This window comes from Rufibacter sp. XAAS-G3-1 (assembly GCF_013623775.1).
Taxonomy (GTDB): domain Bacteria; phylum Bacteroidota; class Bacteroidia; order Cytophagales; family Hymenobacteraceae; genus Nibribacter.
Genome location: NZ_JABFAM010000005.1, coordinates 1 through 26,991, shown reverse-complemented (window position 1 = coordinate 26,991; position 26,991 = coordinate 1). Strand labels below are relative to the sequence as shown.

Below are 26,991 nucleotides of genomic sequence, written 5' to 3'. Positions count from 1 at the left end.
GTTTCCACGCTAGAATTCTATGGTTTGGGTCTCTATTTCCCAGTCGGCCCTGATCTCCCAGATGTCCTTCGGCAGCACGACGGGCTCAGGTAATCTGCGCTCGCTCAGAAGCCCGTTGTCCCATTTTCCGTTGCCGTTTGCGTCTACCAGTATCCTGATTTGGTAAGCACCGGGTTTCAGGTTTTCCCATAGAATGGTTTTTTGGTTCCTCGCTTCCCGTACCATGGTGTTTTGGCTCATGAGCTGCACTATGAAGTTCTCCTGCGCGGTGGCCAGCATGACCTTGAGGCTACCTACGTCTACTTTGTCGTTTATCTGTAGTCTCTGGGGGGTGTTGGCATACCTATCTCCAATGAAAGGCACTACTTTGGTGGTATCCATGGTAATGGAGATTTCCTGTTTGGCCGGCAAAGGGAGTCTTAAAAGCAGCTCCGTTGTTTCCTGGTTGAAGCGGAAATCTGCGGTGTCTTTGGTGGTGACGGTGGTGGTAGAGTCCAGCAAGAACGTAAAGGCACCGGCCGGATCAACAATTTTAGTGGGTACTTCAAATTGAAGCCTGATCTGTTCTCCGGTCTTAATGGTGGCTCCGTTAGCCACCGCAAAGCTGTTGTTTCTTCGGGGAGCCGCTTTTCCGCTGAGCCGTACGGCCACAGTGTCTAGCCGAACGTTGCTGGCACTGTCCTGCACTTCTACCAGCCACTGTTTTTCGGCAGGGCTGCCCGGAAACAGGCGCAGGGTTTTCCCGTTGTTGCCAATGAGCCATTTGATGTTAGGGTCATTGTCTGGGGCGGTGACGTTGGCCTGGGCGATTCCTTCGTTGTATTCTACCTCAAACACGTTTAGGAAGCTTCTTCTGGAGATTACGTTGGGCCTGGTGACATCCTGGGTGTGCAGCCGCAGCTGAATTCCCTCGGCCGCTGGCCTTACTTTGATGGTATCTGTGGTGTAGGCGATGTATTCTTTCTCATTGTCATACCGCAGGTTGTTGTTGGTTTCTGCTAAACCGTAGATAAAGTAGTCGCCTTCCTTGATGTTTTTGAAGGTGAAGTTTCCGGTGGAGTCTGTGTTGGTCACGTACAGCGGGCGGCCTTTGGTTACCTGCGACGTATCTGTTACCGGATACAGCAGTACGTTTATCTCCTTCGGCAGCGTGTTGCTAAATACCAGATTAGCGCTTCCGGTTACTCTACCAGAGTCAAGGAAGGAGCCGGTGCTAAAGGTAATGACCATGTCACGGGCCGGGTTTTTCTCCGTAATGTCTGCCAGGCTGTTTCTGAAGTTTAGGCTATAGGTGGTGTTCTCTTGCCAGGGCTGGGTGAAGGTGAGTTGCACCGTTGCGTTTTTTACTCTGCTTTTGTAGGTATTGTCTGTAATGGGAGCAATGATGAGTTGGCGGGTTAAGTCAACGGTTTGGATGGCTTCATCAAAGGTTAAGGAGATTTCTTCCGGCTTTACGTTGGTTTGCCCATCCCGCGGATAGCTCATGACTAATTTGGGGGCGGTTACATCTTTGGCTCCCCCCTCTGGACTACTGATGCTGGCGCATCCTTTTAAGAACAAAGCAATGCCTGCTAAGGCGTATATAAGCTGTTTTTTCATTTTCGGCTTTAAAATGGAAATGACCTTACAGGGAGAACTGTAAGGTCATTGCGCTTAGTGTATCTGGTTATTTTTTCTGAGCGATGAAGATTTGGCTGGAGTAAGAGTTGTCGTTCTTAGCTCCGTGCAGGTTAGACCTGAAACCCGTGAAAAACGAGTCCAGCATCTTGGTTTGCCCATGCTTGAACTTTTCGCTCAGGATGCTCACGTAATAAGAATCCCACTTCATGGGCAGTACTTCTTTCAAATCCAATCTATGCTTCTTCAGAAGCCGCTGCATGCTGGCTTTGTTGAAGTGGTACAAGTGCCGGGGTACATCATACGCCGCCCAATTGGCCCCGTACTTCTTGGCATCATAGGAATCTGCGTTAGGAACGGCAATGACCAAATGACCTCCGGTTTTGGTGGCATTCACCAGAGCTTTCAAGGTTTCATTTAACGTATGCACATGCTCCAGCACGTGCCACATGGTTACTACTTCAAACGTTTCCTGGCCCAAATTCTCCAAAGGGCCCTGAAACAGCGGCTTGCCTATTTTCACCTCGGTCTGTATTCTAGCGGCTTCGTTGGGCTCTACTCCTTCTACCTCCCAGCCTTGTTTTTGGCAGGCTTGCAGGAAGTACCCCACGCCGCAGCCATAGTCCAGCATCTTGCCTTTGTTTCCCAACCGGTTCACCAACTCTACTTTGTTCTTGACGGCCATAGACCGAACCAAGCGGTAGGTTTTATTTAGCAAACCTTTGCTGGTGTCTGAATGCGAGATGTACTCCTCAGAAGCATAGTAAGGCGCAATGCTTTCTTCGGGCGGACGTGGGTTCGTGAATTTGAGCTGGCAATTGAGGCACTGCACTAGCACGAAACTCTCCTGGCTAACGCTTTTGTCTTGTACTACTAGAAAATTCTTAAACTCTGTTTTGGAACAAATGGGGCAATGGTCTAGCCGTTCGTAGCTCATTCTATTTTCCTAAATATACCATCAGAATAGAGATATCTGCGGGAGATACGCCACTGATGCGAGATGCTTGTCCTAGGGTTTCTGGCTGTACTTTCAGCAGCTTCTCACGGGCTTCGTTGGAAAGCGCGGTGATGGCTTTGTAGTCCAGCCGATCTTTGATGCGGTAGTTTTCCAGTTCTTCCATTTTAGAGGCCATCTGGTTTTCTTTGTCAATATAGCTGGCATATTTCAAAAGAATCACCGCCTGCTCCAGGCTGTCTGGTAAATATTTGCTCAGGAACAAATTCAGGCTTTCTGAGGACTGCATCAAGTGTTCCAGTTCTACATTGGGGCGCTTCAATAGATTACCCGCTTTGGCTCTTTCGCTGATTGGGGCTGAGTCCAAAGACAGCAACATGGCATTTACTTCTTCCGGCTCTATTCCTTTCTGCTGCAGATACGCCAGCACTTCCTGGGTTTCTTGTCTCTTGCGGTTCACCTTCTGCAGACGCTCTTCTGAGGCCAGACCCAATTGGTGGCCTTTCTCGGTTAACCTAAGATCAGCATTGTCCTGGCGCAACAAGATGCGGTGCTCGGCGCGCGAGGTGAACATGCGGTACGGTTCGTTTGTACCTTTGTTTACCAAATCATCAATCAAAACACCTATGTAGGCCTCTGATCTTTTCAAGATGAACGGTTCTAAGTTATGCACCTTGTTATGGGCGTTAATTCCTGCCATAAGGCCCTGGCAAGCGGCTTCTTCGTATCCGGTAGTACCGTTAATCTGGCCTGCGAAGTAGAGGTTATCCACTAACTTCGTTTCCAGCGACAGGTTCAGTTGGGTAGGCGGGAAGAAGTCGTATTCAATGGCGTAACCTGGCCGGAACATCTTGGCATTCTCAAATCCTGGTATTTCCCGAAGGGCTTTCAACTGAACATCTTCGGGTAAAGAGCTGGAGAAACCATTCACGTACACTTCCACGGTGCTCCAGCCTTCCGGTTCCACGAAGATCTGGTGACGGTCGCGTTCCGCGAAGCGGTTGATCTTGTCTTCAATGGACGGGCAGTAACGCGGGCCCAATCCCTGAATTCTTCCCTGAAACATGGGCGATTTCTCAAACCCGGTTTTCAGGATGTCATGGACTTTAGAATTGGTATAGGTGATGTAGCAGCTTCTCTGGTTCTGGAGTGCTGGGGTATCTGTGTAAGAAAACTTGGAAGGATTCTCGTCACCCTTCTGCTCTTCCATCACCTCGTAGTTCAGGCTGCGGCCGTCTACGCGTGGTGGAGTTCCGGTCTTCATACGTCCGGCTTCAAAACCCAAAGACACCAATTGCTCAGTGATGCCTTTCGCAGATTTTTCGGCAGCTCTGCCGCCGCCCAATTTTTTCTCCCCTATATGGATGATGCCGTTCAGGAAGGTACCATTGGTCAAGACTACGGCTTTGGCTCTGATCTCGATTCCTAAGCTGGTCTTTACTCCTACTGTCTGGCCATCTTCCACCAAAATTTCAGAGACCATCTCTTGCCAGAAATCTATGTTGGGTGTTTGTTCCAACGCCATTCTCCATTCCTCCGCGAAACGCATGCGGTCGCTTTGGGCCCGGGGACTCCACATGGCGGGGCCTTTAGACATATTGAGCATCCGGAACTGAATCATAGTCTTATCTGTGATGATTCCGCTCATTCCGCCCAAGGCATCTACTTCTCTCACTATTTGCCCTTTGGCCACGCCCCCCATGGCTGGGTTGCAGGACATCTGGGCAATGGTGTTCATGTTCATGGTTACGAGTAGTACTTTCGATCCCATGGTGGCGGCCGCATGTGCTGCTTCGCACCCGGCATGTCCCGCCCCAACTACTATTACATCATAACTTGTGAACATAGTGTGGATTAGTGTGATGTTTCACGTGAAACATTGTTGATAAGTGAGGATAACTAGAGAAGGAGGTGTTTACAACTTAAGGAACTCTAAACACTCATTTTCTTTGGAACGCATTAACTCCTTCTTTTCTGGTGTTTTATCATCAAACCCGAGCAAGTGGAGCAAGCCATGGGCCATGACCCGGTGGAGCTCTTCTTCGGGGGTAATGTTGAAAGTAGCGGCATTGTCCACAATGCGGTCAATACTAATGAAAACATCACCTTCAATAACTCCTTCAAAGTCGGAATTATCAAAGGTGATGACATCAGTAAGGGTATCATGCTCCAAGTATTCTACATTCATCTGATGAAGATATTCATCGGAACAAAAAATGTAGTTCAAAGATTCTAATTCGAAAGAATATTTCGAGATAATTTGGGAAAGCCATGTTTTGACCTTCTCTTCGTTTTTTACCTCAAATTCTACCTCTTCAGTAAAGAACTCAATTGGCAATTCCTGCATTCTCTATATTGAAGGTTAAGGAAACCGTGCGGCCGTCATTGCTGAAAGAAACATCGTCGCAGAGGTTACGCATTAAGAAGATACCTCTGCCGCCGGGATTCTCCAGGTTTTCTGGGGCGGTGGGGTCAGATAAAGTTTCAGGGTCAAATCCGGCTCCTTCGTCCTGTACTTCAAACCGCAGTTGGTTGGGCTCCACGAAAAGAGAAAGATAGACGTTCTTATCTTTATCAAACTTGTTGCCGTGTCTAATGGCGTTGTTCACAGATTCGGTCACGGCAACCATGATATTACCATAGATGTCATCTTCAATCTGAAATTTCTCCCGGGAGTTGTCAATAAAACTCTCCACAATACGGATATTCTCAATGATAGAAGGAATCTGAATTTTTACTTGATTCATAATATGTTTACTATATCTGAAATGTCTGCAAATCTAATAACCTAATCGCTTAAAATAAGCATCTACTTGCTTTTTATAATAAGGTGTTAAAGCAGGTAGGTTCTGACGGAGCGATTCTGTCTGCTGTTTCTGCCGTTCCTGGTATTTCTGAAGCGATGGCGGGATGCGGGCCGGCAATTCTCTCGCCGTATTCGCCTCCCGCTTCTCGTCCAGATCGCGTTCATTAGCGGCTTTCTCAGCTTGCAGCAATCGAGTCAATATCTCTTTTTGCCGCATCATGGTCTGCTCTGTAAGACGTTTATTAACGAGATCAGTTTCGGTTTGTTCCATGAGCTTGCCCAAATCACTGAGTTTCTCCCCTCCTTCCTTTCCGCCTGGCGAAGTGGGCGACGGAGCCAAGTCTTTCATGGCATTACGGAGCATTTCCTGCTGCGCCGCTAAGCGAGCCAACTGCTCAGATAATTGCTGGCCGCTCTGGCCACTTTTCTGTAGCTGCTGAATCTGCTCATTCAGCTGCTGCTGCATCTGTCCCATGGCCCCTGGCTGGTTTTTACCGCTCTTGCCTTTGCCTTTCTTTTTGCCTGGCCCGCTTTGCTGCATGGCCATCATGGCTTGTTGCATCTGCTGCTGCACGTCACTCAGCATCAAAGCCAGGTTGTTCATGGAGGTCATGGCTAGTTGCTGGTGGTTGCCCGCTTTGGAAACGTTCCGGTCTTTGATAGACTCAGAGCTCTTGTCCATTTCCTCTTCCATAGCCCCCACTTCCCTGGTCACAAACGACTGAATCTGCGGAACGCGTTTCGCCAGCGAAAGCAGACTGTCTTCAATAATCTGGGCATCATCTGAGAGTTTCACCTGATGCTGGGCCAAGCCGATGAACCTTGGGTCGCTCTGCTGTACGTTCCGGAAGTCTTTCATGAGCTTTTCCTGGTCAAAGGAAAGCGTGACCAGGTTCTCCAGAATATCGCGCAAATGATCTAGGTTCTGCTGGGCTTGCTGCATGTCGCTTTCCATTTCCTGGCTCTGCATCTGCTGCGCCATTTGCTGCATCTTCTGGGCCGCTGATTTCTGCTGCTGGCTTGCTTTCTTATTCTGGCCTTTCTGCATAGATTTCTGGGCGTTCTCCTGCTCCTGTTCTATCTGCTCCTCCATCTTCTCAGTGTCAGGAATGTCTTCGGGGTTCTCCAGTTGCTCATTCATCTTCTCGGCTTCTTTGAGTTCTTCCTGCATCTGCTTGAATTCCTCTTGAAGCTGCTTTTGTTCTTGTTGTAAACCCTGGTCTGGTTTGTTGTTTTGCTCAGCCGTTTTGTTGGCCAGATCATCCTGCTTTTTAGCTAGGTCGTCTAGCTTTTGTTGGGCGTTATCCAGTTTCTGCTCTACCTGTAGTTGCTTGAACATCTCCAGTAGCCGGTCTAGCTCTTTCTGCAGGTTCTCTTCTTTGTTATTTAGTTTGTCCAGCAACGGCTGAATCTGGGCTGGATTTGGTTGCTTCTGCTGCAGGAGCTTCTCCAGTTCTTCGTAGAGTTTCTTGGTCTCATCGTCCAGCAGTTGGTCTATCATTTTCTTGAGCTGGTCGCGTTTTTCGGCTAGTTCTTCGTTTTGAGGCGAGAAACGCTCCTGCTGTTGGTTCAGTTGCTCGTTCATCTTCTGCAACTGAGCCAATTCTTCCTGCAGGGCTTTCTTCTTCTCGGCGAGTTCCTGCAGGGCTTTTTTGTCCTGGTAGGAGAGTTCTTTCTTCAGCTTGGTCTTCTCTTCGTTCTGCTCCAGTGATTTCTTCAGTTCCTCGGCTTTGGTGAGCGAAGACTTCATTTGGGATTGTACCTGCTGTGAAGACTCTTCAATGGATTTCTGCACCTCAGACGGATCGGGGTACTTGAAGATGAAGGTAGACGTGCGGGCGCTCTTCGGCTGGGGTACCTGGTCATTGTCGGTTACCTGCACATAATACTCCAGTCTATCGCCGGGCTGAAGGTTAAGGGGTTTCAGGTTTAGTTGCCGGAAATACGACTGGGTAGCCAGCGATCCGCTGAACGGAATGGCCACGGCTTTATAACCGGTAGCGGCTTTGTTTCCTCTGAGAACCCGGTAGTGCAAGGCCAAGCTGTTGAAACCGTAATCATCAGAGATAGTCCCTCCTACTACCAAATAAGAGTACAGCACCGAGTCACGGAACTGCTCTAAGGTAATCTCAGGGTTGCGGTCTGGGATGACGGTGATCTGGTGGGAGATTTGCTCTTTGTTTTCTGAGTAGCGATTTTTAAGGTGCATGCTATAGCGTTGGCTCTGCACGAAGGTCTTGTTCACCACGTATTCCTCATCACGGGTTTGGGCTTTCACTTTCTGGGCCGGAGCGTCAAACTGGAGCCAGAGCGAATCGGCGTTATCGGCGGCGAGGCGCCAGGTGACGTGCGTGCCTTCGGGAATGGTCAGGTCACCGGTATTGTCCAGCGTTTCGGCGGGCCTTTTGGTGTAAGCGGGGTACCTCAACTCGGCCTTTAACTGCCGAAGCATGGGCCGGGCTACTACGTTCAGGCGGTTTTCCTCGGAATAGAAGCCCGCACCGGTCAGCTGGAAATCGACGGACTCCTGCACTTCCTGAAAGTCATAGACGTAGGTTTGGTCTTTGAGCTTCTTGAGCGGCATTTGCCGTCCGTCTATTACCAAGAACACCTCTTCGGGAACCGATTTTCCTTCAATGTTGACCTTCAACTGGAAGTCTTCGCCCTTGAACGCCTGTAAAGACGAGTTCTGAATCTGGAACTGGAAAGGGGCTTTGGGCGCGTAATGGGTTTTAAAATTGATGATGCGCTCCGTGCCTTGCACAAACAAAGCGGGATAAATAAAGGCCAGCACCACCACCAACGTGAGCGGAAGCAACAGGTATTTAAAGTAAGAACGGTTCTGGGTGAATTTAATCCGTTCAGGGAATTGGTAGCCCACCAACTCCTCGGAACGCTGCTCTACGCTGGCCGCTACCAGGTCATTGCTCATAGCCACATTTTTCAATTGCAGCAGATTGAGAAGATGATCCTGGATTTCGGGGAAATAGTGGGCTACCTGTTGGGCGGCTTCTTCATCGGTGAGCAGCTTCTTCAGGTTTGTCAACGCCATAATGGGTGCCCAAAGCCACCGAATAACAGCAAAGGCACTGATGGCTAGAAACGAAAAGAAAAGGAAAGCGCGCACCTCCGGCTGAAAATAGAAGAAGTATTCCAGAACGGTGATGAGCAGATAAGAAGAAAGCACCAACCCCAACGTGAGTAAAGCGCCTTTGAAAAGCAGGTTCAGGTAGAATTTGCGCTTAAACGCCTGAAGCTGCTGTAAAACTGTATCTAAAGAACTGGCAGCCCGCATAGGTAAAGAAAGGTTTAGAGTGGCCTGGAACCGTGGTACCAGAAGAAAGAGTACCAGCCGTTTCGTTGTATTGTCATACGTAGTTAATCAACAGAGTAGTAACTCTTTTGCTTACTAATTTATTGTTAATTCTCTGCTTTGAAAGCATGTTGCCCCGTTTTTAGGCTATTTTCCTGAAATCAGGGCAAAAACGAACCTACCCATGAAAATGGTTCCTGCCGCTTCTAAGAAAGGCTTCCCTCTGACTCTGTCAAATAAGGTGTGCGATGTCCACAGATGTGTGAAAATAAAAATGCGTTTTTAGGCTGTTTTCCAATAATCAGCCTAAAAACGCATTGGTAATGTTGTAAGAAGAAAGCTTAGTTTTCCACGGGGTGCATCTCCAGGAGCACGGGGCAGTGGTCTGAGTGCTTGGCCTCGGGTAAAATGGCGGCCCGTTTCATGAGCGGTTTCAAATGTTCTGAGACCAACAGGTAATCAATCCGCCAGCCCAGGTTCTTGGCCCGAACGTTGGCCCGGTAGCTCCACCACGTGTATTGGTGCGGCTCTGGGTTGAAGTGCCGGAACGAATCAATGTACCCGTCCTGCAGAAAATTGGAGAACCAATTTCGTTCCTCGGGCAGGAAGCCGGAGGAATTGGCGTTGGATTTAGGGTTGTGGATATCAATGGGTTGGTGGCAGATGTTGTAGTCGCCGCAAATGACCAAACCGGGCACCGTGTCGTTTAAACCCTGAATGTACTGTTGAAAATCGCGGAGCCACTCCATCTTAAATGCCTGCCTGTGTTCGCCGCTGGAGCCCGAAGGCATGTACACATTCAACACCGAATAGCCGTCATAATCTGCCCTAATCACTCTTCCCTCCTGGTCATACTGTTCTATGCCGCAGCCGATGCACACGTTTTTGGGTTCTTTTTTGGAAAGGATGGCCACCCCGCTGTACCCTTTCTTCACGGCCGGATGGATGTACACGTGGTAGTCAAGTTCCTCAAAAACTGCTTTGTCAAACTTGGTCTCATCGGCTTTGATCTCCTGCAGGCACAGTACGTCTGGGTTGGCGGCTTTCACCCAATCCACAAAGCCTTTAGAGATGGCAGACCTAATGCCGTTTACGTTATAGCTGATAATCTTCATGAACCCATTTCGTCAAAATACTCCAGCGCGTGCCATTTGAGCATGCGTTCCTGCTCTTTCAAGTTGCAGGCCGGCAGCGGCTTCACCGATTTCCAGTGCGGCCATCCTTCCTGGTCTGTTCCCTCCAACTCGTAATAGCCAGACAAGCTCAACAATTTGCAGGTGGCAATGTGCATCAAGTCCTGCTTCTCTTCTTTGGTGAACTCCCTTACCCCTTGCCCTAGTTCCTGTACGCCCACCAAAAATAGAATGGCATTTAAGTCTGGCTTCTTCCCAAAATGTTTCTTGATGTCCTGGCGCAAAGCGGCCCATCTTACATCAAAATCTTCTTCGTTCTCCATAAGCTACTATGTGCATAAGTGAATGCGTTCAGGATTAGCTGGTATGTTGATGAGCTACTCCTTATCCACTGATTTTCTACAAACCTTTTCTGCCTATTTTACTTAAATAAGGCTAAAAACGGGTTTTGAGTCAGTTAGCCCGTTTCGTTAAATGTATAATCTACTATGGTCTGATAAAGTAATCCACAGCAGAAAAAGCTTTCATTTCACAGCCAGTTTCCTGTAAACAGGTCGAAAGCGCTTTTACTAAAATGACTCGTCTTTATTGTGCTTGTTGTTCCGTCTTCAGTTCTTCCCAGTATTCCACGGCTCTTCTAAAGTGCGGGATAACGATGGAGCCGCCTATCAGGTTGGCAATGGCGAAGACTTCGTACACTTCCTCGTCAGAGAGGCCGCACTCAAAGCATTTTCCCAGGTGGTACTTGATGCAGTCATCGCAGCGTAACACCATGGAGCAGGCCAGGCCCAGCATTTCCTTGGTTTTTACGTCTATCGCGCCTTCGGCGTAGGCGTTGGTATCTAGGTTGAAAAAGCGTTTGATTACTTTATTATCCGCGGCCATGATCTTCTCGTTCATGCGGGTGCGGTAGTCATTGAATTCTTTTACTTGGCTCATTGTTGTGCGTCATTAATGGCGGCATTCTGCGCCGCTACTGTAAAGTTACACCAAAATACGCAAGTAGTCTATGCCGCAGCTGCAGTTGGGCCTCCATACGTTATACCATGATTTCATGGCGTTGCTCTTCCCCGAGGATTGCCGGGCCTGCGCCGGCGAGTTGGCCATGGGTGAAGAAGTGATTTGCAGCCATTGCCGCATCAAACTCCCGTACACCGACTTCCACCTCTCCCCTACTGCCAATCCTTTGCATGAAGTTTTCTGGGGCAGAGTTTCCCTCCAGTTAGCCACGGCTTACCTCAAGTTTCAGGAGAAAGGACGCGTGCAACGATTGCTGCACCAATTGAAATACAAAGGGCAGGAAGAAGTAGGAAAAGTGCTGGGTAAATGGTTAGGGGTGCAGCTGCGGGAACAGGAAGACTTCAGAACCATTGACGTAGTGGTGCCGGTACCGTTGCATCCAAGTAAGTTGAGGCAGCGTGGCTATAACCAGGTAGAAGGCTTCGCGCAGGCCATTGCCCAGAGTCTGGAAATTCCCATGGCAGCAGATGCTCTCCAGAGAAATCGATTGTCTACTACCCAAACTGCTAAGAACCGGCAAGACAGATGGGAGGCCATGCAGCAATTATATGCAATTCACCAGGCCCAAAAAGTAAAGGGGAAACATGTATTATTAGTAGATGATGTCATTACCACCGGGGCTACCATAGAAGCGTGCGCCCAGATACTTTTACAACACGGGGCTAGTGCCGTGAGCGTGGCGTCCATTGCCTACACCTTGTAACCTTATAAATACCACATAAAAAAAGGAAGGCCAGTTTATCTGGCCTTCCTTTTTTTATGATTGAGAGTATTTCTTCTTATCTGTTAGAGCCTGTGTTGATCATGGCGCAACGGAAACCGATAGTAGAGGTAGCAGAATCCTGCTCCATGAAACGACGGGTACCTGGAGATAGCCAGTACGCTACGTCTTTCCAGGAACCACCTTTGAACACCCGTACGGTGTTGGTGATCAGAGACTGAAAGCCACCTACGTCATACATAGAGGAATCATCCATTACCCCGTTGCGGCGAACTGGGTTCAAATCTTCCACGTCCTGGAAAGAAAGCGGACGGTATACGTCTTGTACCCACTCATTCACGTTGCCCGCCATGTTGTACAGACCAAAGTCATTTGGTGGGTAAGCGTAGATGTACTCTGTGATCATGGCACCATCATTCAATGAACCGGCAATACCGGCGTAGTCACCGCGGCCACGTTTGAAGTTAGCCAGGAATTGTCCTTGGCCTTTGCCGTACGGGTTCCGCACCTGGTGGCCATCCCAAGGATAGATACGCTTGTTGGTTTGGTTTTCTTCTTCGCTCAACTGGGTTCCAATCAAGGCTTGGGCAGCATACTCCCACTCAGCCTCTGTAGGGAGACGGTAGTTGGGCAAAACAGCGCCAGACTCAACCGGAGGCGTAGCACCTTCGGCCAGTTCGCCGTCATAGTTGGCCGCCAGGTTTTTGTTTACCATGGCCGTACGCCAGGTGCAGTAATCCTGCGCCTGTAACCAGCTCACGCCTACTACCGGGTAGTAGCGGAAACCAGGGTAACGCAGGTAATAGCTTACGTACGGGTCATTGAAAGACAACTCACGCTCCCACACGGTAGTGTCTGGAAGGGCTTTCGCGTAGATTTCCTCAGAAGAGTCTTTTCTGATGTAGTGCAGGTACTCCAGCCAGTGAATGTTGGCTACCTCGGCTTCATCCATGTAGAAAGAGGCGATGGTGACGGTACGCTCAATGTTGTCACGGGTCATGGCCACATCTTCCTCAGCAGACCCAAGGGTAGTTCTACCACCTTCGATAAATACCAAACCGGGCCCTTCAGGTACGTCGCTATAGTCAGCTACAGCAAAGCCACCTTCTTCATCTTCGTAAGAAATGCCGGTTGCTGTACTTTCCTTACCTGGGTCTAGGCTAGTAGGACGGTTGTTTCTGGAGCAGGAGGAGAGAATTACCGCTCCCGCAGCCAACACGTACATAAAATGTTTAGAAAGTTTCATAAAATTGGTAAATACCAGTAAAATTGTATTCTTTTGGTCAAATGTGGCTTTTAACATGCAATAATACCGAAATTTAGAATGCTGGACAAGCAATCCGATTGTATTTTTTGTTTGTGCCTGATCTTTTAAAAATCTTCAAGTAATCCACTTTCTCAAAGGAAAGAACGAGCTCATGGGTTGGGCCTAGGGCCACGGGGCTTACCGCCAGCAGATGCCGGTAGGCATATCCTATTTTCAATCCTTTATGTGTAACGCCAACTATCCCCTGGATAGTACTTGCCAGCGAAGTATTTTTTGTGCCCGGTAACAGTGTCATCCCCAGTCCCATGGTCACAGGTGTAATGTTCGCATAAATGGTGGCATCTAAGCGGTTATAGCTTCGTTGGTGCGTATACGAAAGAGTGGGAATAAAGCTTATCTCTTCAAAGTGATTTTTTTGAAAATAGCTCTTCACGTAGAACTTATACCCGGTTTGCAGTTGGAATGCCGGAGCGGCCGTACTCTGTGACATTTCCCCTACAGTAGGATTATTCAAATGGTGCCCCGATACTCCCATCCAAAACTGTCTTGTGAAAAGTAATAGTCCGCCAGAGACAGTGAAGTAGGAAGTTCTATCTAGGCCAAAGGTCTCGGCAGTAGGGTTGATTACGCCTCCGTTGGGGTTTAGTTGGTCTTCAAAAATGAGCCCGTTGGCAGATGGTTTCTGGGAGCCGTACCCTACCTGCATGCCCGCGCTCAGATCCAGGTTACTCCTCATTTTTGTATGATAGGCATATAAAAGGCCCGCCTGCATTTTCTGGTACCCACCCGCCGGGGCCTTGTCTGCCATAAAGGTAGTCCCAATGGCATTCTTGTTCTCCTCAAACCGGTATTCGCCACTGGCCCACTGCGTGCTGTACCCCCCATTTATGCCAGTCCATTGCGACCGGTGCCCGGCGGTTACGCTGTAGTCAGACAATAATCCGGTGAAAGCCGGGTTAAGGAAAAGGCGGTGGGCATAGGGCAACGTGCTGGTGCTTTCCTGCGCTTGGGCCCTCAGGAAGGTAAACAGTATAATAGCACTCGTCAACAATAGCCTTCCCCTACCCGCTTGCTGTTTGATGAACCTACGGCACATAAATTGCAGGAACCCGCCTAAGAGTATATTCATTTGAAAATACCTAAACTTACAAGCTGAAAATAGATCATTACCAACATGAGGAAAATATTTATAGGTCTGGCCGTATTTATAGTGGTACTGCTGGCCGCCGCGGCACTTATACCGGTCTTCTTCAAAGATAAAATCAAAGAGCGCCTGGATGAAGAAATCGCCAAAAGTATTAACGCCCGGGTTCTATACGAAACAAATAACGTAAGTCTGTCCCTTTTTCGCACATTCCCAGATCTGGGATTAAGCGTGAAAGAATTGACCATTGTAGGAAAAGACTCTTTCCAGCGGGACACCCTCGCCTATTTGCCGGATTTCAACCTGGGCCTTGACCTGATGAGCGTGATCACGGGCAATGAGATAGAGATCAACTCTGTGCAGCTGGATCAGCCGCGCCTGAAACTACTGGTACTCAAAAGCGGAAAAGCCAACTGGGACATTTTCATTCCAGACTCTGCTGCCACTACCCCTGAGGCGCAGGATACCACTGATTTTAAGATGGCCATTGACGAGTGGAAAATCACAAATGGGCAGATTGTCTACCAAGACCTGAGCATCCCGTTTGGGGTAAACGCCCATAACGTGCAGCATACCGGCAGCGGCGATCTCGCCCAGGACATCTTCGACATGGAAACCAGCACCCAGGCCGAGCGCTTCACCGTCACGTATGGCGGAATAAACTACCTTGAGAACAAGACGCTGGATGCCGATGTAATCCTAGCCATGGATCTGGCCAATGCCAAATACACCTTTAAAGACAACAACTTCCGCATCAATGACTTCGCTTTGGGCATGGCCGGTTCCATTGCCATGCCCACCAGTGACATCAACCTTGATCTAACCTTTAAAGCCTTAGAGACCGATTTCAAGAATATCTTCTCGCTGGTGCCCGGCGTGTTCACCGATAAATTCAAAGACGTGAAGACCGATGGCAAAGTAGCCTTCAACGGGTACGTGAAAGGCATCTTCAACGAAACCTCCCTGCCAGGCTTTGGGGTAGACCTGAAAGTGAACAACGGCACCTTCCAATACCCAGACCTTCCGCAAGCAGCCCGCAACATCAACCTTGACATGAGCGTGAAAAACACCGATGGCAACGTAGATCACACCTTGATTGATGTACGCAAACTGCATCTGGACTTAGGCAAGAACCCCATAGACGGCCGCGTATTGATAGATGGTCTAGACCCGATGAAAATTGACGGAAACCTACGGGCCAAACTAGATTTGGCGGAAGTCACGAAAGTATTCCCGCTGGAAGGTACTACGCTGCGCGGGTTACTGGACGTAAATGCCCAGGCCAAAGGCGTGTACTTTGAGAACCACATGCCCGAAGTGACCGCTACCCTCAACCTTACCAACGGCTACGTGAAATCCGCCTCGTTCCCGGCCCCGCTGGAACAGGTAACCGTGGCGTCTACGGTCACCAACCGCACCGGTAACGCCGCCGACACAGACATTCAGATTTCCCGCTTTAAAATGCTGTTGGACAAAGAACCGCTGGAAGGCCGGGTCGCCATTAAGAACCTGGCCCAGCCGCAGTTTGACGTAGACATCAAGGGAATTCTGGATTTAACCAAACTCACCAAAATCTTCCCCCTGGAAGGCACCACCCTCAGCGGCCGCCTGAGCGGAAACATTCTGGCCAAAGGGAAAATGACCGATGTGGATGCCGGGCGTTACGGAAACGTGCAGGCCAGCGGAACAGTGCAGATTGCCCAACTCAATTACAAGAGCCTGGATCTGCCGCAAGGCATGCGCATCAACTCGGCGAAGGCCACGTTCAACAATGACCAGGTGGCCCTTCAGCAACTGAACGGTTTTCTGGGCAAGAGTGATGTGCAGATGAATGGCACGGTTTCCAACTACATGGGCTACCTGCTCTCTGAAAACCAGCCCTTGCGTGGAAACTTCACCTTAAAGACCAGCAGCTTCAACGTAAACGAATGGATGGTAGATGAACATACCGGCCAAACGGTTCCATCTTCCACCCAAGAAGCCCAAGGCGTAGTGCAGATTCCGGCTAACTTAGATATGGTGTTGATAACCCAGGCAGGAATGGTGTTGTATGACAACTTAAAGCTACAGAACCTACAGGGGAAAGTAACGCTTAAGAACCAGGTAGCCAAGCTGGAAGATGTTTCCTTCAATACGTTGGGTGGTCAGTTTTCCACCACCGGTTCTTATGATTCCAGAGACCTCATGCACCCTAAATTTTCCTTCGGCCTAGACATCAAGAACCTCGATTTTCAGGAATCCTTCAATTCTTTCAACACTATTCAGAAGCTGGCACCTATTGCCAGATTGCTGAAGGGCGAGTTCTCTTCTAAATTCAATCTCAGTGGAGAACTGGGCAGTGACATGATGCCAGTCATGAGTTCCCTTACCGGTAAAGGCATGATAGAAGTGGTAGAAGCCGTGGTAGCCAACGTGCAGGCGCTAGCCAAAATCAGCCAATTGACCAACCTCAAGGAAGTGCAGAATTTCTCGTTAAAGAACCGGGGCTTCGCCGCCGAGATTATTGGCGGAAACCTGGTGGTGAAACCCTTTGATTTCTCTGTGGGCGACATCAAAATGACCGTGGGCGGAACCAATAACGTCAGTGGAAAAGTAGACTACGTGGTAGCCCTGGATGTCCCTTCGGGAAAGGTTGGAAACGCCCTGGCGGGCAAGATTACCAGCTTGACCGGTGTGCAAAACCTGAATGGTCTTGAGCGGGTAACGCTGCAATTAGGCGTAACGGGAGACTATAATAATCCGGCGGTTGCTTTAAAAGGCAGCAGCCTTAAGGCCGGAGCTTCCTCTCTGGTGAAAGAGGTAGTGGCCAGCAAACTGGAAGGTGTCAAAGACAAGCTCAACGTGAACGTGCCCACCAACAAAGACAGCATCAAAGTTGAGTTGGCTAAACGGCAGCAAGAGGTTGAACTGAAGGCGCGGCAGGAACTGGAGAAAAAACGACAGGAGGCTGAGCAGAAAATCAGAGCCGAGGCCAAGTCCAGGCTGAACAAATTGCTTACCCCTAAAAAGCCAGCGGCCACCCCGCCCACAGATACCACGAAGCAGCAGTAAAAAGACTAACCGTTTTTAACCTGTTTTTCTGAAAAGTAGGTGAAAAACGGTTTCTCTCCTGTTCATTTGAGTAGAGAGGCAGTTTAAACAATTCCGCTTGTTATCTTAGAAGGTGCACGGAATACGCTGTTCCCTCGGCTTGGCTGCTTTTTGCGTGGGTGCAGGTGCTGTATTGTTCCATCTGTTCCGCTAAGCGCTCACGGCCGCGGGGCCCCGTCTTCCCCTCTCGCACTGCCCTTTCGGCCTGAGAAGTCTGTCTCTCTTAGTCTCTGTCTATCCAGGGCCAAAAGCGAGGCGCGCTCGGGGAAGACTGGAACTGGGGAAAGTAGTGGAAGTGGTATGATAGAGCCTGTAGAGACCAGGCACTGCCTTGTCTCTGTCGCGCATTGCTTTCTCCTTCAGAGGAATCCCTCACTAAAGCAGATACTCCCCCTTTGAAGCTCATCCTACCCCCCCACAGGCTTTTGTACGCATTCCGTCCCCCTTTGAAGGGGGTAAGGGGATGAGAAAGGCGGAAGAAGAGGCAGAGCAAGCTTTCGTTCAATGCTAAACAGCCGGTGTAAAGGACAGGGAACGCCATTATCAGCAGGAGTAAACATCCCCCTACCCCTGCAAAGGGGGACGTTCACATATCGTGCTCCTTTGTTTTAGACATATGGGGTAGGATGAGCTTTGAAGGGGGCGAAGGGGGATGTGTACACCTGCCGGTCACACGCATTCCTTTCCTATACAAAGGCGTTTTCCCTTCCGAGGAGGGGCAGGGGTGGGTTCTTCTGCACCATCCCCTGTAAAGGTGTAATTGTATAAATAAAAAGGAGGAGGGAAAGCCATAGCGGCCTTCCCTCCTCCTTTTCTTTTTATGAATGTGTTTTTAAGCTTCTTTTCAGAAATCAGCCTGAAAACAGAGTATTTGGAAATCAGATCTCCAGATCCTGTCCGTACTGAATGCGCACGTAGGTCACGTAGTCTGAGTTGATGGGCTCATGGCCGGCTAAACGGAGTTCACGGGCTACCTGGCCCCGGTGGTACGTGGCATGGTTGATGGCGTGGGTAAGAATGTCCTGCACTTTGGTGGAGTAAGCTTTGCCTTGCGTGTTGGTGTACTCAATGGTGCGGTTCAGTTCGGCCTCATCTGCGTTGGCGTACAGCTCTATCAGCTTCGCCGATGTCTGTTCATGCAGTTGGTGCAGCTCCTGCAAGCTGTGTCTTTGCAGAACCGTTACCGGGCTTTTGGTGCCGGTGATACGGGCAATCCAGATGGCTTGGGCATTTAACACGTGGCTGAACATGAGCTGAGCATAATCTGGAAGCTCTCCTTCAATGCGGTCTAGGCTTTTGAGGATGCGCCAGTTAGCCCATACGTTATATTCGGTCAGGTTTCTAAGAACGTCGTTTGTAGTCATTGGTCAGGTAAATTGAGGAACAGAAGAGACTTCCGGTTTTTGGAATCGGGCAAAAGTAGTAAACGTGGCGTTTAGAAAGAATGTTTAGAGCTTGTTTAAATTTGAGGTTTGCAGGCGAAAACGGCCAGAGAAAGGTGCTGCGGAGGCATTTTTGGAGCCGCGTAGCAGCGCAAAGATGAAATGTAAACATGCTTGCTCTTAGGTGTACATTTGCAGCAAAGCCCACAGATAAGGCAGGAATACCAGAAGTCCCGCCACTGCGGCTGTGAGAGAGGCGATCAATACCGCACCGGCGGCAATGTCTTTCGCTTTGCCCGCCAGCGGGTGCCGTTCCGGCGAAACCAGGTTGACCACTACCTCTAAAGCCGTGTTGAAGAGTTCGGCCATCCAGACCAACCCAATCGCGAAGCAGATGACCACCCATTCCATGTTCGTCAGCCCGAAGTAGAAGCCAGCCGCCACTACGGCTCCCGCCGAAAGCACGTGCCAGCGCATGTTTGCCTCAGACCTGAAAGCCGCCGAAATCCCTTTAAGGGCATAGCCAAAGCTGTTCAGCCTACTTCTTATAAACGTGGGGCGTTGTCTTTCCATCTTCAGAACTTACGGAATACCGATGTGGCGGGTGCAAGTTCTGCTATTCCGTAAATCTTACCAAGCCGGTTTTCTGTAGCTCTTGTTTTACGGCAGTTTTTGTGAAATCGGGTTGAAAACGGAGAACTCTCAGGAAGTAATAGGCGAGGCTGTTTAGAGTTTCAGGCCTGTTTCTGTAAAAGTAGCCTGAAAACGAGGGTACAAGCTTCTGCATGCGGCAGTGTACCGCTAAACCTTTTGTTTTTAGGCTATTTTTATAAAAATAGCCTAAAAACAAAAGGTTTAGCGGTACACTGCCGGTGAATGAAAACTCTAAACAGGTTTGGCACCTGCAGGTGAGATATAAAAGAAGAAGTTATCTGTAAACTTTGTACCTAATTTGGTGCCGTACAGGAAAGGCCACTGTAAAATGGCCCTTCCTGTCACTCTATTATATATAGTGTACGACGTTACACTTTGATGATGATGTTTTTTCTGTACATGATCCAGAGAATGACCATCCAGAAGAAGATCCAGGTCAAGGCCCAGGCCAGGGAAGCATTATAAGGGCTTAGGTGGGGCGTGTAGAAAGATTCATATAGATACGTCTTACTGTCTACCTCGCCGGTTGGGGTATTGACCTTGATCATGCCCAGGATTCTGGGGATAAGCCCAGAGAGAAAGAAGACGGTAATGGCATTGACGCCATAAACCAGAAACGGCGTGGTGAATTTCTGATAGCCTTTCACATCTATGAGCCAGTAACACATTCCAAGCCCCAACATGGCCAAACCAGAGGTATATAATACGTAAGAGCTAGTCCAGAGGCTTTTGTTGATGGGGAAGTGCAAGTCCCAGATCAGTCCCAGGCAGGTGCAAATGACGCCCCACACCATTAACCAGGCTATTTTGTTTCCGGCATCGTCTTTCTTTTTGAGCCACTGCCCTACCAGCACCCCAGAGAGCGCGGTGACCACGGCGGGCAACGTACTTAAAATGCCTTCCGGATCCCATACTTTGGTAGACTTCCACAGATGGCCAGGCAGCAAGGTGTTGTCCAGCCAGGCTGCCAGGTTAGTAGTGGGTAACAAATTAGACTGGCCTATGCCGGGTACCGGTGCGAACATCATCAAAACCCAATAACCCACCAGTAAGAAAATGGAGATCAATATCTGGGTACGGCGTTCGGTCTTCAGGAAGATGATGGCGGCAATGATGAACACGACCCCAATGCGCTGGAGTACCCCCGGTATCCGGACTGTTTCGAAGTCAAATTTGGGAAACAGGGCCAGAAACAGACCCAGGGCAAACAAGGTAAGGCCCCGCCGAACGATCTTTAAGATGGTAGACGTATGTTTTTCCGGCATCAGCTTGGCCCCAGACAGCGCATAGGCAATAGACACCCCTACTATAAAGAGAAAGAACGGGAACACCAGATCGGTGGGCGTGCACCCGTGCCAGGCCGCGTGCCTGAGCGGGGCATAGATCTTTCCCCAGCTTCCAGGGTTATTCACCAGAATCATGGCCAGAACCGTGATTCCCCTGAATACATCCAGTGACCTGAGCCTTGCCTTGGTGGGTGCCGCAAGCTTGTCTGGAGAGATGGTGTCTTCTGAGGGCTGGGTTGAGGTAGAAGTTGTTGTCACAATAGGGTGCTTTTTTTGGTGGTAGTAAAACAGGGAAAGTGGTTTCAGAGAGCAGTAATGGCACTTAGGGTGTTAGGAGAGACAGATTTTCTATATCTAAGACAGCAATTGAGCCCGAGTAGGGACTTTTACAGATTTAGAGGTTATTTGTTTGATTTGTTATTAAATCAGGAAAGGCTAATTAATAAATAAATTTAGGAACTATATAAAATTTTAAAAAAAAATTTAACTCATCAAAGAATTAAGATAAAAATACTTAATATTTCTTGTGTGGCTACAAAAGCTTTTTTAAATTTTCCCCATTATTGCTTGTAGCAGGGAGAAGCTCACTTAAATTATGCCTGAAGGCCCTCGTTTATACCTGGTTTTATTGAAAACTTACCTAAATCAAGGTATTTTCGCATGGAAAAAATAATTGCAGCTTCATAACAGGAAGAGTTTTTAACAATTCCTTAATATTGCACTTGGTTTCATTAGAATCTGTATTTGGCAGAAGTCCTGCCAACCTAATGTAGTTTCATGTTTATGAATTGATTTTCCAATGTTTCAAGAATTCCGCAGATCTTCAACAAAATCACTTAATACCCTAATTCTTTTTTTATGAAAATAATGTTACGGCTACTGCTATTTGCTTTGAGCATTTGTATTGCTCAGGCAGGTTTTGCCCAAAGCAAAACTATAACCGGAAGAGTGACTTCTTCCGATGACGGCTCCGCCATGCCCGGGGTTAGTGTGGTGGTGAAGGGAACAACCAACGGTACCTCCACTGATGTTGATGGCCGGTATTCAATACAAGCGGCACCAGGCAGTGTGTTAGTGTTTAGCTTCATTGGAGCGCTTCCGCAGGAGCATACAATAGGGGCTGCTAATACCATTGATGTGAGATTAGGATCAGATGCTAAAGCACTTGATGAGGTAGTGGTAGTAGGTTACGGTACCCAAAAAAGAAGTGATGTAACTAGCGCGGTCTCTACTGTAGATACTAAGGTGCTGGAATCTAGGCCAGTTACTGATGTGGGACGTGCTTTGCAGGGAACCACCCCAGGTTTAACGATCACCAGTCCTACCGGTCAGATTGGGCAAAACCCTACCATTAACTTACGGGGTATGGCCGGTACTTTGAGTGGTGGAGGAGGTGCGCAGCCATTGATCTTAGTAGATAACGTGGAGGTGCCTAGTTTGCAATTGGTGAACCCTGAAGATATTGAGTCTATCTCTGTCTTGAAAGATGCAGCTTCTGCTTCTATTTACGGAGCCAGAGCTGCCTGGGGTGTTATCTTGATTACTACTAAAACAGGGAAAAAAGGCGCACCTACCCGGGTGAACTACAACAATAACTTCTCCTGGAACAGGCCAACGCAAACGGCTGAAATGGCCAATGCGGCTGACGCCGGTGAAATGGCGCTTGCTTCTGCCAGAAGAACAAACCCTAATTTAACCGAGATGGGGATTGTAGGGGTTTACTTTGATGACGTTGCTATCCAGAAAATACGTGATTGGGAGCAGCAATACGGAGGCCAGGACTTAGGGCCTGAAATGGTAATGGGCCGTGACTTTGAGGTTAGAAACGGACGTTTGTTTTTCTATAGAACCTGGGACCCTGCTGATATGTTCATACGTGAATGGACGCCTATGCAAAAGCATGACTTATCTGTTTCTGGCGGAAGTGAAAAAACCACCTTCCGTATTGGTGCTGGTTTTCTAGGACAACAAGGAGTGTTGAAAGTGAACCCAGATGAGTTCAATAGATATACCCTTAACCTTAACGTTACCACTGCGGTGACAGATTGGCTAGATACCAGAGCCAGAGTTCTGTATGCAAACACTTTGACTACTGAGCCCTTCAACTACGGTTCTGCTACGTATGATCCTTGGTTTTATTTATTCAGATGGCCTGGCAACTTCCCATATGGTACCTATGAAGGTAGGCCATTCAGAAGTGCCATTACAGAAGTAGAGCAGGCCAAAATGAATGATAATAGAACCTCTTTATCTAGAATTGCGGTAGGTGGAACCCTAAAACCAATGCCTGGTTTAACAGTAGACGCAGACTTTACTTATAACAATACTTCCGGTCAGGTTCACCAGACAGGTGGGGCTGTCACAGCCTATAATTACTGGACTGGCGGAGGAACCTGGCCATATGGGCCTTATACTACGGCTGCCTATGATAAAGTGCGGTATGAGAACAGCCGCAGAGAAATGTTAACAGGTAAGGCTTTTGCTACTTATGTGAAAGATGTCAATGACCATTCCTTCAAAGTGATAGCCGGGGGCGATGTAGAGGAGATGGAGTACTGGTGGAATTACGCTGAGAGAAGAGGCCTTTTAAACCCAGATCAAGGAGAACTTCCTCTTGCCACAGGAGACCAACTAGTAGGCGGAAACCGTGACAAATGGACTACCCTTGGTTTCTTTGGGCGTATCAACTACTCTTTCAAGAATAAATATCTCTTGGAAGTAAACGGAAGATATGACGGGTCTTCTAGATTATCTAGGGCCCAGAAATGGGGCTTTTTCCCATCCATGTCTGCTGGTTACGTGATCAGTGAAGAGTCCTTCATGGAATTTACTCAGCCAGTTTTGACATTCTTAAAGCTTAGAGGTTCTTGGGGATCTATAGGTAACCAGAACGCTAACATTAACAACATCTACTCTACTATGACGCCGGGTACGTCCGGTTGGGTGATAGGCGGAGTGAATACTGCTCAAGTAGGAACTCCTTCTTATATACAAGAGGCGCTGACCTGGGAAACAGTAACTACCCTTGATTTCGGGTTGGATTCAAGATTCTTCAGAGATAAGTTTGGGATTACTTTTGACTGGTATCAAAGAAAAACCACTGATATACACAGCGCAGGAGAAGTACTACCAGTTACATTAGGTGCCCCGGTTCCGCTCAGGAACTTTGGTGAATTGACCACTACTGGTTGGGAATTAGCGGTTGACTTTACTCACGAGTTTAAAAACAATTTACGTTTCACTGCTACGGCCATGTTGTCTGACTTCAAAGAAGAAGTCACTGAATTTGCTAATAACACAGGCCTTACTGCCAATAGACCTGGTAGAGTTCTAGGCGAAATCTGGGGATTTGAAACAGATCGTTATTTCACCAAAGATGATTTTAGACAGGATGCTAATGGAAACCTCATCCTACAAAACGGCAAGTATGTCTTAAAAGAAGGAATTGCTACCCAGACACTTTTTGAAAATGCTGGTTTCTTCTACGGCCCAGGCGACATTAAATTCAAAGATTTAAACGGTGACGGTAAAATTGACCGTGGTTCTGGAACGGTAACTAACCCTGGCGATCAGAAAGTGATAGGTAACTCTACTCCCCGTTACCAGTATGGTTTACGCCTTGGGGCAGAATGGAAAGGATTTGACTTGAGTGTTTTCTTCCAAGGAGTAGGAAAACGTGATTTCTGGGGATCAGGACAGATCATTATCCCTGGTTTCAGGGCTGGTGAAGCAACCTATTTTGCCCATCAAACAGACTACTGGACAGAAGAGAACCCAAATGCCTTCTACCCTCGCCCTACAGATGCTGAACAATCAACGGCTTTCAGAAACTTCCTGCCACAAACTAAGTATTTGCTTGATCTTTCTTACATGAGAGTTAAGAACTTAGCAATTGGGTATACTTTGCCTCAAACGTTAACCCGTAGAGCAAAGCTTGAGCGCGTACGGGTTTACTTTAGCGGGGAGAACCTTCTTACCTTTGACAACTTAGGTGATATTCCAATTGACCCAGAAGTGAATTATACAACTTCTGGTTTGAATGACCCAGCAACATTTGGCCGGGTATACCCTTACCAAACGAATCTTTCCTTTGGTCTTCAGGTAACCCTTTAATACGTAACTACATGAAAACTAGATTAATAGCAGTTTTTTTCTTTGCGCTAACCTTGTTTAGCTGTGAAGACTATCTTGAAACCCCCCCTATAGATCAATTAAGGGACGAAACCTATTGGGTAAATGAAAATAGTGTTAGAACCTTTTCCTACGGGTTCTATACCGCTTACTTTACCGGGTATGGTTCTGGTAATACCTGGGGTAGGTACTTTACTGGGCAAGCATTGAATGATGATTTTGCTCCTACTACCCCAGTCCAATTCACACCCAATGCTGTTCCATCTTCTGGTGGTGGTTGGACTTTCACTTGGGTTAGAAAGGCTAATATCTTCATTAACCGGGTACAAACGGTGCCAATGGATCAAGCAGCCATCAACCACTGGAGAGGCATTGGCCGTTTCTTCAGAGCATTAGAGTACCATGATTTGACTAAGCGTTTTGGTGATGTTCCTTGGTACAGTAATGCACTGGTAGAAACTGATCTTGAGGAACTTTATAAACCACGAGATTCCCGTACCCTAGTGATGGACAGTGTCTTGGCTGATTTTAGGTATGCGGCTGAACATGTACGTCTCAGCAATGGTACTAAAGGTCTTACTGTGAATAAAGATGTGGTGTTAGCCCACATGTCAAGAGTATTCTTATTTGAAGGTACTTGGCAGAAATACCACCTTAACAATTCTGCCAAAGCAGCAGAATACCTTGAGGCAGCTAAGTGGGCTGCCAATGAGGTAATCAAATCAGGCAGATACCGTTTAGGCAATTACAGAGAAGTATTCAACTCTCTTAACTTAGCAGGAAATCCTGAAGTGATTCTCTACAGAGAATATGCGCCTGGTATACTTACCCATGCCCTTAATAGCTATAACAACAAAGAGCCTCAGAGTGGGCCATCCAAAGACTTGTTAGATTCTTATTTAGCCAATGATGGACTTCCAGTGAGAATTTCTCCAGTCTACCAGGGCGATCAAGGCATTACGAAGTTAATGGCCAATAGAGACCCAAGAATCACCCAAACTTTTGTTTCAAATCAATTAAGGCTGAATGGGATAGCGGGTAATTACTCTACCACAGGTGTTGCCACCCATAAATTCCTGAATGAAGAGATAAAAGATTTGCCTGAAGGAAGTTTGAGTGGTGGCTATGCTGATGCTCCTGTTATCCGTTACGGAGAGGTGCTTATCAACTACGCTGAGGCGGCGGCAGAATTAGCCACCGTTGGCGGGCCTGCTTTAACTCAGAATGATCTGAATATCTCTATCAATGTACTGAGAAGCAGACCAGGCATCAATATCCCCCACTTACAGGTAATGGGTGGCCAGCCAGCCGTGAATGGTCAAGTGTATGATGATCCAGAAAGAGATGCAACCGTACCATCCTTAATTTGGGAAATTCGCCGCGAAAGAAGAATTGAACTGGTCTTTGAAGGCTTCAGACTAGATGACCTGAAAAGATGGAAGAAGTTAGAGTATACCAATACTGTAACAAACCCTGAGATCAACATGGGAGCCTGGATTAGAAAAGCTGATCATCCGGGTATTAGCGCTGCCGTGGTACTGGATAAGAGCCAAACCGATGTGGAAGGTTATATTACGCCAGCCTGGACTGCTGCCACCCAGCGAACCAATATAAATCCTAAGTACTATCTGAACCCGATCCCGCTGGATCAAATTGTTCTCTACAAAGAAAAAGGAGTAACGTTAACCCAGAACCCTGGGTGGGAATAATCTTTCTCTTACTAAACCACTAGCAAATTTTAAAGAAGGGCCTGCGTCATGCAGGCCCTTCTTTTTTTGCCGTTGAGGCTGTTCAGGAAAGCACAAGAATAGCCAATTCAGCCACCATTTTGGTGTTTTCACCTAGGCGTTAGGCTTAGGAGAGGAATGCGTATGACGTTACAGGGGAACGTCGCTACGGAAAACCAAATAATGTCAGCCTCTTTACCCTGTAGCGAGGTACTCATGCAGAGGAAATAGGCCTTTTCGCTTGCGGGTGAAAACACGCAGCAAGGGCGAGGGTATTAGTTCGGCTTTACTAAACAGGTTCGTTTTCTAATCAAGGAACCTGTTTAGAGTTTTTCATGAACCGGTATTTAAAGCAATTCCTCTGGGGCAAACGTCCGGTTATGCCTCTGGTTTTTAGGCTATTTTTATGAAAATAGGCCAAAAACCAGAGGCCGTTATTTGCATACTACCGCAAGCATCCGCTTGTACCGCCGTTTTCAGGGTGTTTTTAGGAAAACAGGCGCAAAACTCTAAACAGCTTCAAGCTAAAACAAAGGATAACTTCTTTTGAAATGTATTTGTCCCTTACTGAATGCTTGGTGCGCTTAGAACGAGGTGGAGAGGCAGAACCTACCCCTCGCTCCCAGGCTGATCTTGTAGGGAAAAATGGGCGACTACTTATTTAACTCAAGTTGCGATTAAATACATTTGTTGATTGTGTAGGCAAAAAGGAACAGGACTATCTTGAGCAGGAACCCTTCTGGGG

At 48.0% G+C, this 26,991-nt stretch carries 18 protein-coding genes; 4 read left to right on the top strand and 14 right to left on the bottom strand.

Going from position 1 to position 26,991, the window contains the following annotated elements; genetic code table 11:
• Window positions 1–9: 9 nt before the first annotated feature.
• The 9 genes from HHO50_RS04440 to HHO50_RS04400 form a co-directional block, all read right to left on the bottom strand.
• On the bottom strand, window positions 10–1,599 hold the full coding sequence (locus HHO50_RS04440; protein ID WP_181304807.1) for an Ig-like domain-containing domain: 1,590 nt from the start codon (window positions 1,597–1,599) through the stop codon (window positions 10–12).
• Window positions 1,600–1,666: 67 nt separating this feature from the next.
• Window positions 1,667–2,554 (bottom strand): class I SAM-dependent methyltransferase, encoded by an 888-nt coding sequence (locus HHO50_RS04435; protein WP_181304806.1) that lies wholly within the window; start codon window positions 2,552–2,554, stop codon window positions 1,667–1,669.
• Window position 2,555: 1 nt separating this feature from the next.
• Entirely contained in the window at window positions 2,556–4,418 is a 1,863-nt protein-coding gene (mnmG, locus tag HHO50_RS04430; protein WP_181304805.1) for a tRNA uridine-5-carboxymethylaminomethyl(34) synthesis enzyme MnmG, read from the bottom strand.
• A 69-nt stretch (window positions 4,419–4,487) separates the two neighbouring features.
• Window positions 4,488–4,919, bottom strand: coding sequence for an rRNA maturation RNase YbeY (gene ybeY / locus HHO50_RS04425; RefSeq protein WP_181304804.1), 432 nt, complete (start codon window positions 4,917–4,919; stop codon window positions 4,488–4,490).
• On the bottom strand, window positions 4,900–5,319 hold the full coding sequence (locus HHO50_RS04420; protein ID WP_181304803.1) for an ATP-binding protein: 420 nt from the start codon (window positions 5,317–5,319) through the stop codon (window positions 4,900–4,902). Before HHO50_RS04420 ends, ybeY begins: the two co-directional genes overlap by 20 nt.
• 33 nt (window positions 5,320–5,352) lie before the next feature.
• Window positions 5,353–8,673, bottom strand: coding sequence for a DUF4175 family protein (locus HHO50_RS04415; protein WP_181304802.1), 3,321 nt, complete (start codon window positions 8,671–8,673; stop codon window positions 5,353–5,355).
• 359 nt (window positions 8,674–9,032) lie between these two features.
• A complete protein-coding gene (locus tag HHO50_RS04410) occupies window positions 9,033–9,806 on the bottom strand; it encodes an exodeoxyribonuclease III (RefSeq protein ID WP_181304801.1) in 774 nt (257 codons plus the stop codon).
• Complete coding sequence (locus HHO50_RS04405; RefSeq protein WP_181304800.1) at window positions 9,803–10,147, bottom strand: hypothetical protein; 345 nt, start codon at window positions 10,145–10,147, stop codon at window positions 9,803–9,805. The genes HHO50_RS04410 and HHO50_RS04405 overlap by 4 nt, the downstream gene beginning before the upstream one ends.
• A gap of 262 nt (window positions 10,148–10,409) precedes the next feature.
• Complete coding sequence (locus HHO50_RS04400) at window positions 10,410–10,763, bottom strand: carboxymuconolactone decarboxylase family protein (RefSeq protein WP_181304799.1); 354 nt, start codon at window positions 10,761–10,763, stop codon at window positions 10,410–10,412.
• A 70-nt stretch (window positions 10,764–10,833) separates the two neighbouring features.
• Between HHO50_RS04400 and HHO50_RS04395 the strand changes: the two genes are divergently transcribed.
• Window positions 10,834–11,547, top strand: a complete 714-nt coding sequence (locus HHO50_RS04395; protein WP_181304798.1) for a ComF family protein — start codon at window positions 10,834–10,836, stop codon at window positions 11,545–11,547.
• A 76-nt stretch (window positions 11,548–11,623) separates the two neighbouring features.
• Here HHO50_RS04395 and gldJ read toward each other — a convergent pair whose 3' ends face one another.
• Together gldJ and HHO50_RS04385 are read right to left on the bottom strand one after the other, a co-directional pair.
• Window positions 11,624–12,811 (bottom strand): gliding motility lipoprotein GldJ, encoded by a 1,188-nt coding sequence (gene gldJ, locus HHO50_RS04390; RefSeq protein WP_181304797.1) that lies wholly within the window; start codon window positions 12,809–12,811, stop codon window positions 11,624–11,626.
• A gap of 73 nt (window positions 12,812–12,884) precedes the next feature.
• The gene (locus HHO50_RS04385; protein WP_181304796.1) at window positions 12,885–13,961 is read right to left on the bottom strand and encodes a PorP/SprF family type IX secretion system membrane protein; all 1,077 of its coding nucleotides are present in this window, start codon (window positions 13,959–13,961) and stop codon (window positions 12,885–12,887) included.
• A 45-nt stretch (window positions 13,962–14,006) separates the two neighbouring features.
• Here HHO50_RS04385 and HHO50_RS04380 point away from each other — a divergent pair, with 45 nt between their 5' ends.
• Window positions 14,007–17,027 (top strand): AsmA-like C-terminal region-containing protein, encoded by a 3,021-nt coding sequence (locus HHO50_RS04380; protein WP_181304795.1) that lies wholly within the window; start codon window positions 14,007–14,009, stop codon window positions 17,025–17,027.
• A 917-nt stretch (window positions 17,028–17,944) separates the two neighbouring features.
• Here the strand turns inward: HHO50_RS04380 and HHO50_RS04375 are convergent.
• The 3 genes from HHO50_RS04375 to HHO50_RS04365 form a co-directional block, all read right to left on the bottom strand.
• Entirely contained in the window at window positions 17,945–18,430 is a 486-nt protein-coding gene (locus tag HHO50_RS04375) for a DinB family protein (protein WP_181304794.1), read from the bottom strand.
• A gap of 198 nt (window positions 18,431–18,628) precedes the next feature.
• The gene (locus tag HHO50_RS04370) at window positions 18,629–19,021 is read right to left on the bottom strand and encodes a diacylglycerol kinase (protein WP_181304793.1); all 393 of its coding nucleotides are present in this window, start codon (window positions 19,019–19,021) and stop codon (window positions 18,629–18,631) included.
• Window positions 19,022–19,470: 449 nt separating this feature from the next.
• Window positions 19,471–20,646 carry an acyltransferase family protein gene (locus HHO50_RS04365; protein WP_370457521.1) on the bottom strand — a complete coding sequence of 392 codons (1,176 nt, stop codon included), beginning with the start codon at window positions 20,644–20,646 and terminating at the stop codon, window positions 19,471–19,473.
• Between the two features lie 600 nt (window positions 20,647–21,246).
• Here HHO50_RS04365 and HHO50_RS04360 point away from each other — a divergent pair.
• Together HHO50_RS04360 and HHO50_RS04355 are read left to right on the top strand one after the other, a co-directional pair.
• Window positions 21,247–24,501, top strand: coding sequence for a TonB-dependent receptor (locus HHO50_RS04360; protein WP_181304792.1), 3,255 nt, complete (start codon window positions 21,247–21,249; stop codon window positions 24,499–24,501).
• A gap of 11 nt (window positions 24,502–24,512) precedes the next feature.
• A complete protein-coding gene (locus HHO50_RS04355; RefSeq protein ID WP_181304791.1) occupies window positions 24,513–26,228 on the top strand; it encodes a RagB/SusD family nutrient uptake outer membrane protein in 1,716 nt (571 codons plus the stop codon).
• Window positions 26,229–26,991: the final 763 nt, after the last annotated feature.

Excerpts from the sequence above, each read along its gene's own strand:
- HHO50_RS04440 (WP_181304807.1), bottom strand. The coding sequence starts at position 1,599 with ATGAAAAAACAGCTTATATACGCCTTAGCAGGCATTGCTTTGTTCTTA.
- HHO50_RS04435 (WP_181304806.1), bottom strand. The coding sequence starts at position 2,554 with ATGAGCTACGAACGGCTAGACCATTGCCCCATTTGTTCCAAAACAGAG.
- HHO50_RS04405 (WP_181304800.1), bottom strand. The coding sequence starts at position 10,147 with ATGGAGAACGAAGAAGATTTTGATGTAAGATGGGCCGCTTTGCGCCAG.
- gldJ (WP_181304797.1), bottom strand. The coding sequence starts at position 12,811 with ATGAAACTTTCTAAACATTTTATGTACGTGTTGGCTGCGGGAGCGGTA.
- HHO50_RS04360 (WP_181304792.1), top strand. The coding sequence starts at position 21,247 with ATGAAAATAATGTTACGGCTACTGCTATTTGCTTTGAGCATTTGTATT.
- HHO50_RS04400 (WP_181304799.1), bottom strand. The coding sequence starts at position 10,763 with ATGAGCCAAGTAAAAGAATTCAATGACTACCGCACCCGCATGAACGAG.
- HHO50_RS04355 (WP_181304791.1), top strand. The coding sequence starts at position 24,513 with ATGAAAACTAGATTAATAGCAGTTTTTTTCTTTGCGCTAACCTTGTTT.
- HHO50_RS04420 (WP_181304803.1), bottom strand. The coding sequence starts at position 5,319 with ATGAATCAAGTAAAAATTCAGATTCCTTCTATCATTGAGAATATCCGT.
- HHO50_RS04410 (WP_181304801.1), bottom strand. The coding sequence starts at position 9,806 with ATGAAGATTATCAGCTATAACGTAAACGGCATTAGGTCTGCCATCTCT.
- HHO50_RS04395 (WP_181304798.1), top strand. The coding sequence starts at position 10,834 with ATGCCGCAGCTGCAGTTGGGCCTCCATACGTTATACCATGATTTCATG.
- ybeY (WP_181304804.1), bottom strand. The coding sequence starts at position 4,919 with ATGCAGGAATTGCCAATTGAGTTCTTTACTGAAGAGGTAGAATTTGAG.
- HHO50_RS04380 (WP_181304795.1), top strand. The coding sequence starts at position 14,007 with ATGAGGAAAATATTTATAGGTCTGGCCGTATTTATAGTGGTACTGCTG.
- HHO50_RS04370 (WP_181304793.1), bottom strand. The coding sequence starts at position 19,021 with ATGGAAAGACAACGCCCCACGTTTATAAGAAGTAGGCTGAACAGCTTT.
- mnmG (WP_181304805.1), bottom strand. The coding sequence starts at position 4,418 with ATGTTCACAAGTTATGATGTAATAGTAGTTGGGGCGGGACATGCCGGG.
- HHO50_RS04375 (WP_181304794.1), bottom strand. The coding sequence starts at position 18,430 with ATGACTACAAACGACGTTCTTAGAAACCTGACCGAATATAACGTATGG.
- HHO50_RS04415 (WP_181304802.1), bottom strand. The coding sequence starts at position 8,673 with ATGCGGGCTGCCAGTTCTTTAGATACAGTTTTACAGCAGCTTCAGGCG.
- HHO50_RS04385 (WP_181304796.1), bottom strand. The coding sequence starts at position 13,961 with ATGAATATACTCTTAGGCGGGTTCCTGCAATTTATGTGCCGTAGGTTC.